The sequence below is a fragment of the Flavobacterium chryseum genome, assembly GCF_004362015.1.
GTDB lineage: Bacteria > Bacteroidota > Bacteroidia > Flavobacteriales > Flavobacteriaceae > Flavobacterium.
Window position 1 is genome coordinate 402,450 of record NZ_SNWW01000003.1, and the last position, 19,332, is coordinate 421,781.

The following is a 19,332-nucleotide window of genomic DNA, read 5'->3' on the forward strand; positions in this document are numbered from 1 at the left end:
ATTTATGTTTCCGAAATTATTTCCATTTTGACTTCTCTATATATTTGCAACTTACGCCTGCATCATATATGTAATATTTAGTTTTAGTAAATCCTGCTTTAACTAATGAAATTGAATCAGGTTCTAATTTTTCTTCTAAGATTATATAGTTTTCTTCAGGATTATTTATGTTGTATTTAACTTTATAAAACTTATTAATTAAGTCGTAACCATTATGTTCCCTTGTAGAAATCTCTGATAAAATTTTTTTGCCTGAATAGAAATAATATTTTAAGTAATCTCTCTTTTTTCTTCTATCGTCGATTCTAGTTACAAACCCAATAGTTTCGCCTTTAAATGTTTTCTTATACTCATTATATTCATTGGCATCTTTACTTGCAAGAAAAAACAACAAAAATATTATAACAATAAGAAGAATTGGTCCTACCAAATTTGTATTAATGTTAGTTCCTTTCATTTTTTTTACGCAAATATCGGCGCCACACGTGGTTTATAATCCTTCGCTACTTCAGCAATCAATCGAATATGATCCGGAGTTGTACCACAACAACCGCCAATTATGTTGATTAAATTATCGTCTAAATATTCTTTAATCAGAGCCTGAGTCTGTTCTGGCGTTTCATCGTATTGTCCGAATGCGTTTGGCAATCCTGCGTTCGGGTGTGCTGAAACGTTAAATTGTGTATGTTGTGCTAATGTTTTTAAATATGGTTTCAACAAATCGGCTCCCAAAGCGCAATTGAATCCTACACTCAATAACGGAATATGTGATACTGAAATCAAGAAAGCTTCAACAGTCTGCCCGGAAAGTGTTCTTCCAGACGCATCTGTAATCGTTCCTGAAACCATAATCGGAATATCGATATTACGGTCGTCTTTTACTTCTTCGATGGCGAAAAGTGCTGCTTTTGCGTTTAATGTATCGAATATGGTTTCTACCAAAAGTAAATCGCAGCCACCATCCATTAAAGCTTCGACTTGTTGTTTGTAGGCGATTCTTAAATCATCGAACGTTACAGCTCTGTAACCTGGATCATTTACATCTGGCGACATACTTGCGGTTCTGTTTGTCGGTCCGATTGAACCGGCTACAAAACGTGGTTTGTCTGGATTTTTGGCTGTAAATTCATCAGCTACTTCTCTTGCCAATTTTGCCGATTCGTAGTTTAATTCGTAAACCAAATCTTCCAGGAAATAATCGGCCATACCGATTGTGGTTCCTGAAAAAGTGTTGGTTTCTACAATGTCTGCACCGGCTTCAAAATAGGCTGCGTGGACATCGCGGATCGCTTGTGGTTGTGTTATGGATAGTAAATCGTTGTTTCCTTTTAACGGATGCGGAAAATCTTTGAAACGCTCTCCGCGAAAATCTTCTTCGGAGAAATTATAGCGCTGCAGCATGGTTCCCATTGCTCCATCTAGGATTAGGATGTTTTTTTTTATTGCTTCCTGAATTGTTATTGACATATTTTTTTATCTTTTAGCTACTAAGATACTAAGGCCCTAAGTTGCTAAGTTTTTTACTTAATTATAATACCTAACAGGTTTTAAAAACCTGTTAGCATACGTTACTTTTATTCACATTGATTCCAAAAATTCACTATGTGAGTAATTAGCCCCGATTGAGCCGGTATCCTCGTAGTGAAACGGAGAGATAAAGGCGAAAGCGGGAACGATTGACAGCAAAAATGCGCCAATGATTCGCTCATGATACCAAAGTGAATTCAGTAAAATAATATATAAGTTGTCAGGAAGAGTTTTGAGAAATACTTTATGTATTTGTGTTATCTATCTTTAATACTAAGAATAGTATAAAGTAGAATGTAGCACCTTCTTTATGATAAAGGGTTGCTAAGGTTTCATTGGGTCTTTCCCTCCGCCTTTCGTGATAACTTTCAATAATTTTAAGAACAGTGCAAAGTAAACACATAGCGCTAATACTTGCAAGTATTAGCACGATATTTTTTAATTAGTTTTTTGGTAAGATGTTAGAAGTAAAACTGAACTAAATAGGCTTATTATTTTTAGATTTAAAAAAAGATGTTTTAAAAACTTCTTTCCCAATTTAGAAAGATATCGATAACTTCTTCATGATTTATAAATTCATTATCTTCCTGATTACTTTTAGTTTCAATTTTTGCCTTTTCTTCCTGGGTTTGCTCTACATTCCAATTGTTCATAATAAGTGATTTTTTGAATTCATTCTTAAAGTTAATACTTTATATGATTTATTCAAAACTTAAAATCCATTTTTTTTTAATAAAAAAAGCTCAAACTATATTACAAGTTTGAGCTTTACTATTTACGTTCTCTTAAATTTTAAGCGTACAATTAATATTTTTGCTGCTGCTTTGTTCCTCTAAAATTGATAATTTCAATACTATTAGATTGTTTGCTTATTTTGTACACTAAATAATTATTTTTATCTATAAATGCTTTATACAAAGATTCGCTTTTTTTAGATTTTGGAAATTGATCCGGATTAAGACTAATTTGATTAATAACCTGTTGAATTTTGTTTTCTAAGTTTAAAATTTCTTTTGTTGTCCAATTAGCTTCTAGATAATCAATAACTTTATTAAAACCTTTAACCGCTTGTGCTGTCCATATAAATCTTAATGCCATTTTGAAAATCTTTTCATAACATCTTCATGGTTTGAAAATTCTCCTTTTTCAGCCTGATCTAATCCAATTTGAATTTCAGCTTGCTCTGACTCTGATAATTCATCGAACCAGTCGTTTTGATTTGCTTTAAGAATTAATTCTAGTTTTTCCAAAACCCCTTCATCCTCTACCTTAACCAACGCTTGAATAAACTGATATTTTCTAGCTTCTAAGTCCATGATATTCAAAATTTATATAAAACAAATATACAAATAAAAAAAGCTCAAACTATATTACAAGTTTGAGCTTTATATAAATCTTAGTTAATTAGGACATCAGACTAAACAATCGCCTTAACAACCGCTTTTGGAGCTTCTTTACGAGTTCCGTCGAAACCGTCTACACCAGAAACTGTTGTATATTTTAATACATATTTCTTACCTGGATTGATGATTTGGTAGGCTGCCTGACACATTAAAGTTGCTTCGTGGAAACCGCAAAGAATCAATTTTAATTTTCCTGGGTATGTATTAACGTCACCAATAGCAAAGATTCCAGGAACGTTGGTTTGATAATCTAAAGCGTTGTTTACTTTAATCGCATTTTTCTCTATTTCTAATCCCCAGTCTGCAATTGGACCTAATTTTGGCGTTAATCCGAAAAGTGGAATAAAATAATCTGTTTCTATTTTACGGTGTGCGCCGTTTTCTTCGATATCTAAAGATTCAACATGCTCAGAGCCATTAATTCCGATTACTTCTGCCGGTGTAATTAATTTGATTTTTCCGGCTGTTTTTAATTCCTGTACTTTTTCTACAGAATCAAGTGCTCCTCTAAATTCGTTTCTTCTGTGAATTAAAGTTACTTCTGAAGCTACATTAGACAAGAAGATACTCCAGTCTAAAGCTGAATCTCCTCCTCCGGCAATTACAACTCTTTTATCTCTGAATTTCTCCGGATTTTTGATGAAGTATTTTACTCCTTTATCTTCATAAAACTCAATATCTTCTATAAGTGGCTTGCGTGGCTCAAAACTTCCTAAACCTCCAGCGATAGCAATAACCGGCGCGTGAAATTTAGTTCCTTTATTTGATGTTACGATAAAACTTCCGTCTTCTTGTTTTTCGATCGTTTCTGCGCGTTCTCCTAATGTATAACCTGGCTCAAACTGCTTAATTTGTTCTTGCAAATTATCAATTAAATCTCCGGCTAAAACTTCAGGAAAACCCGGAATATCATAAATAGGCTTTTTTGGATACAGCTCTGATAGTTGTCCTCCAGCTTGTGGCAAAGCATCTAAAATATGACATTTTAATTTTAATAATCCTGCCTCGAAAACGGCAAATAAACCTGTTGGGCCTGCTCCAATTATAAGTATATCTGTTTTAATCATTATGGTTGTTGTTTATAATCATTCTTAATAATACAAAGAAACGAATAATTTGTTCTATAATCAATGATTTTTATCATTCATTTCTCTGCTCAGCTTTTTACAATTTATTTTTTAATGAATCGGTTATCTCGTTCATTCTTTTTACCTTTTCTTCAAAATCACCTTTTAAAGTTTTTCGGTATTCGTTCAGATTTTCTACCATTTGATTGATGTCTTCCGGAATTACTTCTTCAAAAAATTCTCTAAGCCTTTTGGCTGTTGTTGGCGATTTTCCGTTGGTCGAAATGGCGATTTTTACATTTCCTTTTGTTACGATTCCGCCTAAATAATAGTCACACAAATCGGGCGTATCGGCAATATTGCAAATCAAATAACGCTTTCTTGATAAATCATATACTCTTTTATTGACTTTTAAATCGTCTGTACAAGCGATTACCATGTGACGTTTTTTGAGCATTTTCTTTTTGAATTTCGCTTCCGTCAATTTTATTGATGGATGATTTTCGGCTAAAACTTTAATTTCTAAATGAAAATCCGGCGCCACAACCTCAACATTGGCGTTTGGACTCGACTTTAGCAAAAAAGAAAGTTTCTCTAATCCCACATTTCCTCCGCCTACAATTAAAACATTCAGATTGTGAAGTTTTAAGAATATTGGATATAATTCGTTTTGTTCCATTTCATTTAATTTTATCCAATCAAAATTAGATGATTTATATTTTATCGGACGATTTCTTTCGATAGAAATTCTTCGTAAAATTTCTTTATTTCCATCGGGTTAAAACCCGACGCTACAATATTGGTCGTCCCTTTGGGACTTTATCTGGCAATTTCTTTCGATAAAAATTCTTCGTAAAAACCTTTTAATTTATTGCTTTCGCGGACAACCTCGCCTAAAACGATGATGGCTGGCGAACCCAATTCTTTTTCTTTTACAATATTTAGAATCGAATCTACTGTTCCAACTCCTACTTTTTCTTCAGAAGTTGTTCCGTTTTGAATGATCGCAACGGGTAAATTGCCTTTGTTTTCTTTCTGAAATAAATCGATAATTTGAGGCAATTTGTGCATTCCCATTAAAATTACAACTGTTGCAGACGATTGCGCCGCCAAAGCTACATCTGAGGATAATTTTCTATCAGAAGTTGTTCCGGTAATCGCCCAAAAACTTTCTGAAACGCCTCTTTTCGTAATCGAAATTCCCTGACTTGCAGGAACGGCAACTACTGAGGAAATTCCGGGAACGACGATTGTTTCAATTCCGAAACTTTCTGCAAATTCGATTTCTTCGCTTCCTCTTCCAAAAATGAAAGGATCTCCGCCTTTTAAGCGAACTACATGTCCGTAAGTTAAAGCATTATCCACAATCAATTGATTGATTTGATCTTGCGTATAAGCGTGATTTCCTATTTTTTTTCCAACAAAAATTTTGATGGCGTTTTTAGGAGCGTACGCTAATATTTCGTCATTGGCCAAGGCATCGTATAAAACCACATTTGCTTCAGCTAGTGCTTTTACAGCTTTGAGCGTAATCAAATCCGGATCGCCTGGACCTGCGCCAACTAAAGTTACTTTTGGTTTTATATTAAGCATTTGCTAATTCTTGAGCTCTGTATTTTTCTATAATTGCAAAAAATGCAATTCCTTCTTCAATATATTGTTTTGCAAACGCTTCACTCGGTTCATTTTGATTGATTTGATATACCAACTCTCTGAAAGTTGTTGGCAATCCGATTTTACCTGCTGCAATAAAAACGGTGTCAAATAAATCAACAATTCCTGCGTGATTATTTGTTTTTTCGTTTTCTGAAAGCAACAATGCTTTTGCACCATTTACAAATCCGGCGTAAGCGTGGTAAATTGCATCAGACCATTTTCCTTCGTCGAAAGATTCCTGAGCAAAAGTCAATTTATCTTTGGCTTCTAACAATAAAGTAGCTACTAAATCAATTACGACTCCGGCACATTCTCCTACTCCAACTGCTTTTACGTAGTTATCGGCATTTCCCCAATCAATGAAATCGGCTTCGGTTAAATTGGTTACATCTGCAAAAGGTTTTAAAATTTCATAGAAATATTTCTCTCCTTTTAGATCGTAATAATTCAGGAATTTTTCTCCGTTTGCATTGGCATCAAAATCATTTAAAATGGTACGTAAAGCATCTGGTCCTCTTCTACTCGGAATTTTAATTACTTTATCAGCAAAACGACCAGCGCCATTTCCTAATTTTCCTCCGCCCAACAAAACCTGCAAAGCCGGAGCCACCAATTTTCCTGAGTTGATAGACATTCCCTGAAAACCAATTGCAGACATATTATGCTGCCCGCAAGCGTTCATACAACCCGAAATTTTAATTTCAATTTCCTGATTGTTTAAGTATTGCGGATATTCTGCATTTAAAACTTTTTCTAGTTCCTCCGCAATTCCGGTACTACTTGCAATCCCCAAATTACAAGTATCTGTACCGGGACATGCCGTAATATCTGCCGTAGAATTATAACCTAAATGAACAAAGTCTAATTTGGCTAATTCCTGATAAAAGAAAGGTAAATTTTCTTCTTTTATGTGACGTATTACAATATTTTGACGCAATGAAAAACGCAATTCATTGGCTCCGTAATTTTTAATTAAATCGGCTAATAATCTTGCTTTATCAGTATAAAAATCTCCTAATAAAACTTTGATTCCAATTGCGTAATAACCGTCTTGTTTTTGTTTAATTACATTCGATTTTTTCCAGGCTTCATACGCTTTTGTATCTTCGATTGTAACTTGTGGTACTGCTAATAATGGTTCCGGAATTGGACCATCAAAAGCGGTTGTGTCAATTTCGTAAGTTTCAAATGCAATGGCCTTTTTCTCTTTTTCAACCAAATCAAGGAAAACATCTCTTCCCATTTCTTTGATTAAGAATTTCATACGCGCTTTCATTCTTTTTGCACGTTCGCCATAACGATCAAAAATACGGATGATTCCTTCTGCTGTTGGAATGATTTGGTTCACGGGAACAAATTCCGAAAGCAATTCGGCATGCGCTGGCTGAGATCCTAAACCTCCTCCAAACATAATTTTGAAGCCTTTTTCGCCATTTACAATTTTCGGAATAAATCCTAAGTCGTGTAAATAACTCAGCGCCGTATCTTCATCTGAAGAAGAGAACGAAATTTTGAATTTTCGTCCCATTTCCTGACAAATTGGGTTTCTTAACAAATATTGAAAAAGTCCGTGTGCGTAAGGCGAAACATCAAATGGTTCGTTTACATCAACACCAGCCAATTCGCTTCCTGTAATATTTCTAACGGTATTTCCACACGCTTCACGCAATGTAATATCGTCTTTAGCCAGATTTGCCCAAAGTTCAGGTGTTCTGTCTAAACTCACATAGTGAATCTGAATATCCTGACGCGTTGTAATATGCAAACGCCCAGTAGAATATTCGTCAGAAACTTTCGTAATACGTACCAATTGTTCGCTCGTCACTTTACCGTAAGGTAATTTGATACGAATCATTTGTACACCTTCCTGACGCTGACCGTAAATTCCGCGCGCTAAACGAAGACTACGAAAACGTTCGTCATCAATTTTTCCTCCACGGAATAAATGAATCTTTTTTTCAAGATCGATAATCTCTTTTTGAACTATCGGATTTTCTATTTCTGTTCTAAAACTTTCCATTTCTCTTTAGTTGTTGGTTGTTAGTTGTTGGTTGTTGGTTTGCTGGCAGAATAACTATCAACTAAAAACCATCAACTATCAACTAGCGAATGAATCCTACTCCTGCTGTTGTGTTTGTTGCGGTATCAATTAAGATAAAAGCTCCGTTTGATTTGTTGTCGTTGTAAGCGTCAAAATATAAAGGCTTGCTCAATTTGATAGTAACTTCTCCTATTTCGTTTATTGCTAATTGTGTAGCTTCTTTTGTTCCGGAATAATCTGTTGAGATGGTATTTTTGATACTTTCTACTTTCGCTAAAACCGAATTGGTATTATGCTGTACAATATATTTTGTTCCTGCAACCAGTTTTTTACTGTCCATCCAGCAAACTGTTGTCGTGATTTCTTTTTCAATTTTTGGAAGTTCAGATGATTTTACAATCATATCGCCTCTTGTAACATTGATGTCATTTTCTAATTCGATTGTAATTGATGAACCTGCAACGGCTTCGTCAAATGTTTTATCGAAAAAGTGAATTTTTGATACTTTTGATTCGGTTAAAGAAGGAAGAACCGTAACGGCATCGCCAACTTTAATTGAATTTCCGTATAATTTTCCGGCGTAACCTCTAAAATCATGGTATTCTTCTGTTTTTGGACGAATTACGGTTTGAACCGGAAAACGTGCTTTTCCTGCTTCAAATACATCCGAAGAATGTAATCCTTCTAAATGTTCCAATACCGTTTGACCATCGTACCAAGGCATATTCTCTGATTTATCAACAACATTTCCGCCGTTGATTGCGCTTAACGGAATGTAACTTACGTTTTGTTCCTTGAAAGTGCTTTTTGCATTTAATGCCTGAAAATCGGCTTTGATTTTGTTGTAAACTTCTTCAGAATAATCAACTAAATCCATTTTATTGATCGCAACAATTACTTCTTTTACTCTCAATAAATTATTGATAAAAAAGTGACGGTACGTTTGCTCGATAACACCTTTTCTGGCATCGATTAAAATAATAGAAACCTGAGAAGTCGAAGCTCCTGTAACCATGTTTCTGGTATATTCTACGTGACCCGGAGTATCGGCAATAATGTAACTTTTCTTTGCAGTCGAAAAATAAATATGCGCAACATCAATCGTGATTCCTTGTTCTCTTTCTGCTACTAAACCATCGGTTGCCAACGAAAAATCAAGATAATCGTATCCTTTTTGTTTACTGCTTTTTTCGATTGCTTCTATTTTATCAGTCGTCAATGATTTTGTATCGTACAACAATCTTCCGATTAAAGTACTTTTTCCGTCATCTACACTTCCTGCTGTTGCTATTTTTAAAACTTCCATTCTTATGTTTTGTTTCAGGTTTATTTTTTGTTTCAGGTTTCAAGTTTCAAGTCGCTTACCTTTAAACTAAAATTTAAATCTGTATGTTTTTTGAATTTTACTTTCCAGTATTTTTAATTAATAATTTATAATTCACAATTAATAATTAAAAATATCCCTGTTGTTTTCTCTTTTCCATTGCAGCTTCAGAACGTTTGTCATCGATTCTGGCACCTCTTTCAGAAATAGTCGAAGTTCTGATTTCTCCCACAACTTCCTGAATGGTTGCTGCGTAAGATTCTACAGCGGCTGTACAACTCATATCTCCAACGGTTCTAAAACGAACAATTCTTTCTTCGATTTGTTCGTCTTCTTCCTGGTATACATAAGGAGAATGCGACCAGATTAAACCGTCTCTCAAAAAAACTTTTCTTTTATGTGAAAAATAGATTGACGGAATTTCGATGTGTTCTTTTTCGATATAACTCCAAACATCTAATTCTGTCCAGTTTGAAATTGGAAAAACACGAACGTTTTGTCCATTTTCTATTTTTCCGTTCAAAATATCAAATAACTCAGGTCTCTGATTTTTTTCGTCCCATTGTCCGAAATCATCACGAACTGAAAATATACGTTCCTTAGCTCTTGCTTTTTCCTCATCACGACGTGCGCCACCAATACAAGCATCAAACTTGAATTCTTCAATTGCATCTAAAAGTGTTGTTGTCTGTAAGCTGTTTCTACTAGAATATTTTCCGGTTTCTTCTACCACTTTTCCTTCATCAATAGCATCCTGAACATTACGAACGATTAATTCCAATCCTAATTCTTCTACCAATTTATCTCTAAAAGCAATTGTTTCAGGAAAATTATGTCCTGTATCAACATGCAAAAGAGGAAACGGAATCTTAGCAGGAAAGAATGCTTTTTGCGCCAAACGCACTAATGTTATAGAATCTTTTCCCCCAGAAAAAAGTAAAACCGGTTTGTCAAACTGTGAAATTACTTCTCTGAAAATGTATATTGCTTCACTCTCTAAAGCGTTTGTTTTTAATACTGAACTCATTTTTATTTGTTTAAAAAGTTTCAAGTTTCAGGTTTCAGGTTTTTTCTGCCTGATCTAAATCTCTCCGCTACTATTTTATTCTCTTAATTCTTGATTCTTTACTCTTTGTTCTATTCTCTCTATTCTTTCTTAGCACTATGCAAACCGCATTCTTTATGGCTCGATTCCCACCACCATCTTCCGGCTCTAATATCTTCGTCTGGCAAAATTGCTCTTGTACATGGTGCACAACCTATACTTACGAATCCTTGTTTGTGCAATGCATTTTGAGGAACATTATTTTCTTTAAGATAATCTTCAACCTCTTGTAAAGTCCATTTTAATAATGGATTGAATTTTATGATTTCGAAATTTGCATCGTATTCAAATAAATTCAAATCATGTCTGTTCTCCGATTGCTCGGCTCTTAAACCTGTAATCCAAACTGAGTTTCCTGCCAAAGCTTTTCTTAATGGAATTACTTTTCGAATAAAACAGCATTCCTTTCTATTTTCTACCGACTCGTAAAAACTATTCGGACCTTTTTGTTTTAATAGATTTTCCACTGCTGTTGCTTCCGGAAAATAAACTTCAATCTGTTTTTTGTATTTTTTTAATGTTCTGTGAAAAACATCGTATGTTTCCTGAAACAATCTTCCGGTATCTAATGTAAAAATGGTAATGTCTGTATTACTTTTTGCAATGTAATCTGTAATTACCTGATCTTCCTGCCCGAATGAAGTTGAAAAAATTACTTTTCCCGGATATTGTTCTGCTAAAAAAACTAAGGTTTTTTCAAGAGAAAAATCTTTTGTTATATCTAATAATACTGCTATATCTTTTGCATTCATATTCTCTGTCTTTCCTTATAAAAAATATTACCAAAATGTAGGCAATGATATTTTCGATAATGTTTTTAAACTCAATAATATAATCAAGATTCCTACTGCAACCATCATTGGTTTTCTTTTGATTTTATTTACAAGGAAAGCAGCCAGCGGAGCGGCCATTACACCTCCTAAAATCAAACCAATAATAACCTGCCATCCGTGAATTCCTCCAAAAATCATGAAGGTGATTCCGCTTGCAAATGAAACTGCAAATTCTGCAGCATTTACAGAACCAATAGTGTAACGCGGGTTTCTGCCTCTTCCTAATAATGTAGAAGTTACAATTGGACCCCAGCCTCCACCACCTACAGCATCCATAAAACCTCCAAAAGCGGCCAGAAATCCTAATTTTTTGGTCTTCTTTTTAATGATATTTTTTGCTAATGCTTTTCTAATAATGATAATCGCCAAAACAATCATATAAACCGCAATAAATGGTTTAATAACATCTCCGTTAATAATATCTGATAATAAATAAGCTCCTGTAATTGAACCTAATACACCCGGAATCAGTAAATGTTTTACCAATTTTTTATTGATGTTTCCAAATCGGTGGTGCGAAATTGCTGATGCACCGGTTGTAAACATTTCGGCCACGTGAACTCCTGTACTGCTAATAACAGGCGGAACTCCGTATGCCAATAAAAACGAAGTTGAAGTTGCACCGTAACCCATACCTAATGTTCCATCTACTAATTGTGCAAAAACACCTATGAAGAAAAAAATCAAAAGTTCCTGGTTAAAACCATCTACAAATCCACCCCAGGAAAATTCACCGTAATGATTGTATATTAATGTCGCTAACAAGCCAATCAATAAAATAACAGGTATTGTAACCCATAATTTTTCTTTAATTGACGTATCAGGCTTAACACCATCATTATTCAGTTTCAGCTCTTTTTCCATATTGCTATGTTTTTTCTTATTATTAAAATCCATTATCCTATCGGCTTAGTAGATTACTTTGCAAAAGTAACACTTTTTTTTAAATTCAAATTTTTTTTTTGATAATTTTTATCGATTAAAAAGCAATATCTGCGAGAGAATTACTTTCAAGTATTTTAAGCGTATTGTCCCGAACCTCAGTCATTAAGCGTCTTGCAGCGCAAGTTGACTCGTCATCACAATCATCACATTTTTCATAAAAATTGTGACTTGCGCATGGAAGCAGTGCAATTGGACCTTCGAGAATGCGATAAACTTTGGCCATACTGATATCTTTTGGGTCTTTTATCAGATAATAACCACCGCCTTTTCCTTTTTTTGCTCCAAGAAAACCGGAGTTTCTAAGAAGTAACAATATGCTTTCTAGAAATTTTATCGAAATATGTTCGCTTCTGGCAATTTCTGCAATTTGTACAGGTTCATTGTTGTCGCGCCTGGCTAAATAAGTTAAAGCTTTAATTCCGTATTTTGTTTTCTTTGAAAGCACTAGTATATATTTTAGATTGCAGATTGTTGATTTTAGATTAAAAAAAACTAAAATCAACAGCCTACAAATTATTCTACAACAAAAATATGCTTTTTGCACGAGAATAATAACACAATGACAAGTATATTCTACTAAATTAGTATAGTTTAACTAATTTGTTTCCTCATTTCCAATTAAGCTAAATTCATGAAACGTTTTTATTTCTTCTGCTAAAGCTTTTTTATTAACTACATAGGTATCAGATAGTGTATCATGCCATCCTCTTCCATCACTTCCTAAAAAGGAAAATGCATCAAAAGGAATTAATCTGCATAAAGTTCTTTTGAAAATGGTTCCAAAACTTGGTTTTTGTCCATTTTCATCGACTAAAATTGTTCCTGTAATAAATTTACCAATTGATCGTCCAAAAAAACCTTCCAATAAAATGTAATATGATATGAATAGTGTGAATACAATTAAATTCCATCCTAATTCACCCATATCACTTATCCAGCTGCTTAGTGATGTCCCTCCTAATAATCCAATGAAAATTCCGAGAGCAATACAAAATAAAAAGAAAATAATTAAGAAAGCGAAAAGGTCTAAAATATAATTTAAAAAACGACTTCCGTTGGAGGCTAATAATTTGTCGTCAATAATGTAAGTAGAGTTACTCATGTTGTAGTTGGTTAAGTTAATGGTTGTTAATAGTATTAAAATTCATTTTTAACAAAAATATACTTTTTACTCAAACTACAATAAAAAAGAATAACGATTTTTAACAGTAATAAAATTACAGCCAAAAATCGTTATTTATAATAAAATTTTAGACCACTTATAGGAATCTAAAATCATCAATCTAAAATCTTTAATCAAGCGCTTGTTTCAAATCTGCAATTACATCTTCTACAGTTTCTAAACCTACCGAAACACGCACTAAACCTTGTGTGATTCCAACTGCTAATTGATCTGCTTCAGATAATTTGCTGTGCGTTGTCGATGCCGGATGTGTTACGATTGATCTTGTATCACCAATATTGGCTGACAATGAACAAAGTTTAATTGCATTCAAAAATTTTCTTCCAGCTTCTATTCCGCCTTTAATCTCAAAAGCAATAATATTTCCTCCCAATTTCATTTGCTTTTTGGCAACTTCATATTGTGGATGCGATTTTAAAAATGGATATTTCACACTGTTTACATTCGGATGCGCTTCTAAAAACTCGGCAACTTTCAAGGCATTTTCGCAATGTCTTTCTACACGAATTGCCAAAGTTTCTAAACTTTTAGATAAAACCCAGGCATTAAACGGAGATAAAGCCGGACCGGTATTTCTTGAGAATAAATAGATTTGTCTGATTAAATCTTCGCTTCCAACCGTAACTCCACCCAAAACACGACCTTGACCGTCAATTAGTTTTGTTGCTGAATGCACTACCAAATGCGCTCCAAATTTAATGGGTTGTTGAATGTATGGCGTTGCAAAACAGTTGTCGATAATTAAAATCAAATTGTGTTTTTTGGCAAGATCTCCTAACAATTGTAAATCGATTACATCTACACCAGGATTTGTTGGCGATTCTGCGTATAATATTTTTGTATTTGGTTTTATTAAAGCTTCAATTGTTTCCGGCTTATTGATTTCAAAATAAGAAGTTTCGATATTCCATTTTGGAAAATAAGTCACAAATAAAGCATGAGTAGAACCAAAAACACTGCTTGCAGAAACAATGTGATCACCTGAATTTAACAAAGCTGCAAAAGTTGAATATACCGCTGCCATTCCGGTTGCAAAAGCGTAACCGGCTTCTGCTCCTTCCATTTTACAAATTTTATCTACAAATTCTGTTGTGTTCGGGTTGCTGAAACGGCTGTAAATGTTTCTTTCTTTTTCTTCTGTAAAAGAAGCCCTCATATCTTCGGCATCTTCAAATACAAAGCTTGATGATAGGTATAATGGTACTGAATGTTCTAAATACTGCGTTCTTTCCAGTTGTGTTCTTATGGCAATAGTTTCAAAGCCAAATTCTTCTTTATTCATTGTGTTGTGTGTTTAAAAGAGTTATTTCGCAGAGATTCACAAAGTGAACATAGAGTTGCGCGTAATAGTCTTTCATTATTTAATAGGTAGTCAAGAATTTTCTAATTCTATAATATTTCGTTGTTTAAAACAACTTTGTATTTTATAGTTGCTGTTGGCTCTACAGTTTTAGCAACTGAACAATATTTCTCGAAAGAAAGTTCTGCGGCGCGTTGTGCTTTTTCAGGATTGATATCGCCTTCTAAATAGAAAATTACATCAATTTCTTTAAAAGGTTTTGCTTCGTCTATTTGAACGCGGGTTCCTTCGACCTCAGCATTAAAAGAAGTGATTTCCTGACGTTGTTTTTTCAAAATCGAAATCATATCAATAGCACTGCAGCCTGCAACTCCCATCAATACTAATTCCATCGGGCTTGCGCCTAAATCGCTTCCGCCAAATTCGGCTCTGCTATCAACGTCAACTATATGTCCGCGTTCATTTTTGAGTTTAAAATGAAACGCATCGTTTACTCTGTTTAAGGTTACTTTCATTGTGTTGTTATTTTATTTTTTTGTTTTTTGTTTTATTTGATGGATTTTCCACAATCTTGTCATTTCGACGGAGGAGAAATCACACTAGAAATTCCGTAAAGAATTTGGTCAATCTTTGTCGATAATCGAGTGTGATTTCTCCTCCGTCGAAATGACACAGTTGAACCGATTTAGAAAATATAAAATCTACATTCTAAAATCTGAACTCTAAAATCTCTTATTCTTTATCTGATAATCTCAAAATATCTCCAAATACACCTCTCGCTGTTACCGCAGAACCTGCTCCGGCTCCCTGAATAACAATTGGACGATCGCCATAAGATTCTGTATAAATTTCAAAGAAAGAATCTGAACCTTTTAATCCACCCAGCGCCGTATCTGAAGGCACAGAAACTAATTTTACTTCCAGAATTCCTTTATCGTTTTGCAAATCTCCAGACAATTCGCCAATGTATCTTAATACGTGATTTGGTTGTTGATCGGCTTTTATTTTCTCGTAAATTGGGTCGAATTCTTTTAATTTGGTTAAGAAATCAGCAACATTTCCGTCACGTAAATGTTCCGGAATTAAATTCTGAATTGAGATTTCTTCAAATTCATTTTGCAAATCTAATTCTCTCGCTAAAATCAATAATTTTCTTCCCACATCATTTCCGCCTAAATCTTCGCGCGGATCCGGTTCTGTATATCCGTTATCAATTGCTTCTTGCAAAATCTGACTGAACGGAACCTCTTTTGCAGAGAAATTATTGAATAAATAACTTAACGTTCCTGAGAAAACGCCTTTTATTTTGGTGATATTTTCTCCTGAAAGATGCAATAATTTAATCGTATCAATTAATGGTAAACCGGCACCAACATTGGTTTCATACAAATAATTTTTTTGATTTTCTGCCAATGATTTTCTGATTTCCTTATAAAAACCATAGCTTAATGTATTCGCTACTTTATTGGATGAAATCAAGTCGAAACTGCTTTCGATAAGCGGAATATAATTCTCTACAAATGTCGCACTTGCCGTATTGTCAATTGCAATTAAGTTCTCTAAATGATGTTCGTTTGCATAAGCAATAATGTCATTTATAGTGTACGCATCACCTTTAGTCTGAATGTCGTTTTTCCAGTTTGAAGTTACGCCGTTTTTGTTTAAAAGTAATTTTTTAGAATTGGCAATTGCAAAAACATTCAGTTTGATGTCTTTACGTTTTTCAATTGCTGCAGAAGATTCTAATATTTGATTGATTAAAGTTCCACCTACTAAACCGTGGCCGATAATTGCGATATTGATTTTTTTAGAAACTCCAAAAATCTCACCGTGAATAACGTTCAGCGCTTTATGCAGTTCTGATTTTTTAACAACCAAACTCACGTTTTTACCTGTAACGGTGTTGTTAAACAATATGGGAACAATTTTATTTTTAATTAAAGCGGTATAGGGCTTATGGAAAGTGCTCAAATCCTGACCAATAATAGAAATTACCGAAACATTATCTGTTACTGTAATCTGGTTTACATCTTTAGAATAAAAGTCGTTTTCAAACTCTTTTTCTAATTCGACCATTGCTGTTGTCGCTTTCTCAGTCGCCACAACAAGACCAATTCCTCTTTCTGAAGAACCTTGCGAAATAATACTTACGCTGATATTATGATCGCCCATAACTTTAAAAATTCGGGCATCAACTCCTGATTTTCCAAGTAATCCGCGTCCTTCAAGATTTACAAGAGAAACATTTTCCAGAACCGAAAGTGTTTTAATTCCTTCTTTTTCAGAATCAGAAGTTATTAAGGTTCCGCGATTATCATCATTGAATGTGTTTAAAATACGAAGCGGAATATTTTTTTCTAATAATGGAATAATGGTTTTGGCGTGCAAAATCGTGGCTCCAAAATTGGCTAATTCATTTGCTTCGTTAAACGATAAATATTCGATTTTTTTGGCATCGGCAACTAAATCCGGATTTGCTGTATAAATTCCGTCTACGTGCGTAAAGTTTTGAAGCTCTTCGGCATTTAAATAATTCGCAATTAATGAAGCGGTATAATTGCTTCCGTTTCTTCCTAAAGTTGTCGTGTCGTTATTATTATTTGAACCAATGAAACCTGTAACGATATTCACGGTTGCTCCGTTATGAAGTTTAAAATAATTGATTACGTTTTTCTTAGAAAGTTGTTCCAATGGCTGTGCATCACCAAATTTTGAATCGGTTTTAAGTAATTCTCTTGAATCTACAAAGTTGGCCTGAATTCCTTTTTCGATTAAAATTGAAGTTAATAATTTAGCCGAAAGCAATTCGCCTTTAGACAAAATCTGATCTTTAATTTTATTGCTGTAATCTCCAATTAAGCTTACGCCTTCAAATAATTTATCTAAAATATTAAATTCTTCAGAAAAATCGACTTTTGGATAATCTGAAATCTGGTATGTTTTAAAGCTTTCTAATAAAGGTTTGTAATTTCCGTTTTTAGCGGCAATTCTTAAGATATCTTCTAATTCATCTGTTGCATTGCCACGCGCTGAAACAACAACGGCAATTTCTTCGCCTTGATTTACTTTATCCGAAATGATTGAAACTACTTTGTTTAATCCTTCTCCGTTTGATAACGATTTACCTCCAAATTTTAATATTTTCATTTTATTTTTCTATTGTTTCTGCCTTAAAAATATCGGCAAGTAAATGATCTAATTGTTTGTACTCGATTAAAAAAGCGTCATGTCCGTGAACGGAATCTATTTCGCTGTAAAAAACATTGTTTTTAAATTTCTTTAATTCATTATAGGTTTCCAGATTTTCTTTTGGTGTAAAAAACAAATCTGAATTGATTGCAATGATGTGAATCGCTGCATTTGTTCTAGATAGTAAAGTCTCAAAATCAGCAGCATTTCTTGTAATATCTATGGTTTTAAGCAATTGGTTCATCAATTTATAAGAGGATAACTGATAGCGTTTTTGCAATTTACTGCCGTGATGCGCCAGCCAGCTTTCGATATTAAAAATGAGAAGATCCTGATTTATGGTACGCTGAAATTTTTCTTTGAATGATTCCGGAGAGCGATAGCATAACATCGCATGAATTCTAGCATCTTCAATAGGTTTTGAAGAATTATTCAGAATTTGTTCCTGCAGATAACAATTTGCAATCATCCAGTCGGTCGATTTCCAGTCGGTTGCGATTGGAATTAAATGTTCTGTTATATTTGGTTCTAATGCCAAAATCTCCCAGGCAATTCCACCGCCAACAGAACCTCCGATTATTGCAAATACTTCACTTATATGTAAAGATTTTAATCCTTCTATAAAAATTCTCGCAATATCTCTGGTCGTGAAATCCTGATAATTTTCTATGACAAAAGAATCGTTTCCGTTGCCGGGAACGTTGAATGCCAATATGGTATATTTTGTGGTGTCGATTGTTTTTTCGTCGCCAATTAAGTCATTCCACCAACCGTTTTCGCCGGTAACCTGAGCATTTCCGGTTAGGGCGTGATTTACCAAAACGATAGGTGCGCTATATAATGGCTGGCCAAAAACAGCGAAACTTAAAGGTAACGAACGATAGAGTGCACCATTTTCTGTGGTGAATTCCTGAATTATTATGGGACTTGGTATATTTTCCAATTTCAAATCTTTTTTATTTTTGATTTGTATACGGAAATATTAGAAAGAAAGTCTAGAGTGTAAATACTAGAAAAATTCTTGTTGTTATCTTTCCACGTTTGGGCGTGGTAGAATGCAGCACCTTCTTCGCGTTAACGAAGGGTTGCTAAGGATTCATCGGGTCTAATCCCTCGTCCTTTCTTTATAACATTTTCAATACGTTTTTGAACTTAAAGGTGCAAATTAACTACTAATTTCTTAAACAAACAAATTTTATCGAAACTGATTACTCATTTTCTTAAATATAATTCAAACTAAAACTATTGTACGCAAAAAATTACCGAACTATTTGCTCAGTAAAATTAAGCCGGTTTTACCCTATTTTATGGTGCTTTTTGATTTAAATAAAAAGTGTTTCATTTTCTTTAGAATACATCAAAAATAATAATGAATTCGGTGTTTTTTTCTCTGCCTTATCTGCTTCAGTGATTCCAAAGCTTGGGTGAATCAATTCGTTTGTTGGCGGCGGATTGTTTCTTTTCGTTCTGATGCTTTTCAATTTAGAAAATGTTCTCGTTAAGTAGTTTGTTGTGCTCATTTTATTAAGTTTTAGTTTGTTGTGTTTTTATCTTTATTATTCGTTTATGTTTTATTAACGCTGCCATGATGAAATAAAAAAACCCTTTTGGACGTGATACCAAAAGGGTTTAAGTTTTTAAACTTATATATTCTTTTAGTATCAACAGACGTGCACGCAAATAAATGCGACAGAGAACATCTTGTTCATCTGTAGGGATTTATTCATTTGTGATTTATCTGTTATATTTAATTTTTGCA

At 33.9% G+C, this 19,332-nt stretch carries 20 protein-coding genes and 2 riboswitches; all 20 genes read right to left on the bottom strand.

Annotated elements, in window-relative coordinates; translation table 11 throughout:
* Window positions 1-16: 16 nt before the first annotated feature.
* Window positions 17-457, bottom strand: coding sequence for a hypothetical protein (locus EV143_RS08235; RefSeq protein WP_133507481.1), 441 nt, complete (start codon window positions 455-457; stop codon window positions 17-19).
* Between the two features lie 5 nt (window positions 458-462).
* Entirely contained in the window at window positions 463-1,467 is a 1,005-nt protein-coding gene (locus EV143_RS08240) for a homocysteine S-methyltransferase family protein (protein WP_133507482.1), read from the bottom strand.
* Between the two features lie 314 nt (window positions 1,468-1,781).
* A riboswitch (SAM riboswitch) is annotated at window positions 1,782-1,895 on the bottom strand.
* Between the two features lie 150 nt (window positions 1,896-2,045).
* On the bottom strand, window positions 2,046-2,180 hold the full coding sequence (locus EV143_RS21890) for a hypothetical protein (protein ID WP_262710973.1): 135 nt from the start codon (window positions 2,178-2,180) through the stop codon (window positions 2,046-2,048).
* Window positions 2,181-2,331: 151 nt separating this feature from the next.
* Window positions 2,332-2,625, bottom strand: a complete 294-nt coding sequence (locus EV143_RS08245; protein ID WP_133507483.1) for a type II toxin-antitoxin system RelE/ParE family toxin — start codon at window positions 2,623-2,625, stop codon at window positions 2,332-2,334.
* Window positions 2,616-2,843, bottom strand: coding sequence for a hypothetical protein (locus EV143_RS08250; protein WP_133507484.1), 228 nt, complete (start codon window positions 2,841-2,843; stop codon window positions 2,616-2,618). The genes EV143_RS08245 and EV143_RS08250 overlap by 10 nt, the downstream gene beginning before the upstream one ends.
* A gap of 101 nt (window positions 2,844-2,944) precedes the next feature.
* Window positions 2,945-3,997, bottom strand: coding sequence for an NAD(P)/FAD-dependent oxidoreductase (locus EV143_RS08255; protein WP_133507485.1), 1,053 nt, complete (start codon window positions 3,995-3,997; stop codon window positions 2,945-2,947).
* A gap of 97 nt (window positions 3,998-4,094) precedes the next feature.
* Complete coding sequence (locus tag EV143_RS08260; RefSeq protein ID WP_133507486.1) at window positions 4,095-4,676, bottom strand: precorrin-2 dehydrogenase/sirohydrochlorin ferrochelatase family protein; 582 nt, start codon at window positions 4,674-4,676, stop codon at window positions 4,095-4,097.
* Between the two features lie 140 nt (window positions 4,677-4,816).
* Complete coding sequence (gene cobA / locus EV143_RS08265) at window positions 4,817-5,590, bottom strand: uroporphyrinogen-III C-methyltransferase (protein WP_133507487.1); 774 nt, start codon at window positions 5,588-5,590, stop codon at window positions 4,817-4,819.
* Window positions 5,583-7,673 (bottom strand): nitrite/sulfite reductase, encoded by a 2,091-nt coding sequence (locus EV143_RS08270; RefSeq protein WP_133507488.1) that lies wholly within the window; start codon window positions 7,671-7,673, stop codon window positions 5,583-5,585. Before EV143_RS08270 ends, cobA begins: the two co-directional genes overlap by 8 nt.
* 82 nt (window positions 7,674-7,755) lie before the next feature.
* A complete protein-coding gene (locus EV143_RS08275; RefSeq protein WP_133507489.1) occupies window positions 7,756-9,000 on the bottom strand; it encodes a sulfate adenylyltransferase subunit 1 in 1,245 nt (414 codons plus the stop codon).
* Window positions 9,001-9,145: 145 nt separating this feature from the next.
* The gene (gene cysD, locus EV143_RS08280; protein ID WP_133507490.1) at window positions 9,146-10,045 is read right to left on the bottom strand and encodes a sulfate adenylyltransferase subunit CysD; all 900 of its coding nucleotides are present in this window, start codon (window positions 10,043-10,045) and stop codon (window positions 9,146-9,148) included.
* A 119-nt stretch (window positions 10,046-10,164) separates the two neighbouring features.
* Window positions 10,165-10,875, bottom strand: a complete 711-nt coding sequence (locus EV143_RS08285; protein ID WP_133507491.1) for a phosphoadenylyl-sulfate reductase — start codon at window positions 10,873-10,875, stop codon at window positions 10,165-10,167.
* A 27-nt stretch (window positions 10,876-10,902) separates the two neighbouring features.
* A complete protein-coding gene (locus EV143_RS08290) occupies window positions 10,903-11,820 on the bottom strand; it encodes a sulfite exporter TauE/SafE family protein (protein WP_133507492.1) in 918 nt (305 codons plus the stop codon).
* A 115-nt stretch (window positions 11,821-11,935) separates the two neighbouring features.
* Window positions 11,936-12,346, bottom strand: coding sequence for an RrF2 family transcriptional regulator (locus tag EV143_RS08295; RefSeq protein WP_059114931.1), 411 nt, complete (start codon window positions 12,344-12,346; stop codon window positions 11,936-11,938).
* A gap of 150 nt (window positions 12,347-12,496) precedes the next feature.
* Window positions 12,497-13,003 (bottom strand): RDD family protein, encoded by a 507-nt coding sequence (locus tag EV143_RS08300; RefSeq protein WP_133507493.1) that lies wholly within the window; start codon window positions 13,001-13,003, stop codon window positions 12,497-12,499.
* 190 nt (window positions 13,004-13,193) lie between these two features.
* Window positions 13,194-14,366, bottom strand: coding sequence for a trans-sulfuration enzyme family protein (locus EV143_RS08305; protein WP_133507494.1), 1,173 nt, complete (start codon window positions 14,364-14,366; stop codon window positions 13,194-13,196).
* Window positions 14,367-14,473: 107 nt separating this feature from the next.
* The gene (locus EV143_RS08310) at window positions 14,474-14,899 is read right to left on the bottom strand and encodes an OsmC family protein (protein WP_133507495.1); all 426 of its coding nucleotides are present in this window, start codon (window positions 14,897-14,899) and stop codon (window positions 14,474-14,476) included.
* A 217-nt stretch (window positions 14,900-15,116) separates the two neighbouring features.
* Window positions 15,117-17,531, bottom strand: coding sequence for a bifunctional aspartate kinase/homoserine dehydrogenase I (gene thrA, locus EV143_RS08315; RefSeq protein WP_133507496.1), 2,415 nt, complete (start codon window positions 17,529-17,531; stop codon window positions 15,117-15,119).
* 1 nt (window position 17,532) lies between these two features.
* Window positions 17,533-18,516 carry an alpha/beta fold hydrolase gene (locus tag EV143_RS08320; RefSeq protein WP_243739821.1) on the bottom strand — a complete coding sequence of 328 codons (984 nt, stop codon included), beginning with the start codon at window positions 18,514-18,516 and terminating at the stop codon, window positions 17,533-17,535.
* Window positions 18,517-18,597: 81 nt separating this feature from the next.
* Window positions 18,598-18,706, bottom strand: a riboswitch (SAM riboswitch).
* Between the two features lie 189 nt (window positions 18,707-18,895).
* Window positions 18,896-19,093: a hypothetical protein gene (locus EV143_RS08325; protein ID WP_133507498.1), complete on the bottom strand. Its 198-nt coding sequence runs from the start codon at window positions 19,091-19,093 to the stop codon at window positions 18,896-18,898.
* Between the last annotated feature and the right edge of the window lie 239 nt (window positions 19,094-19,332).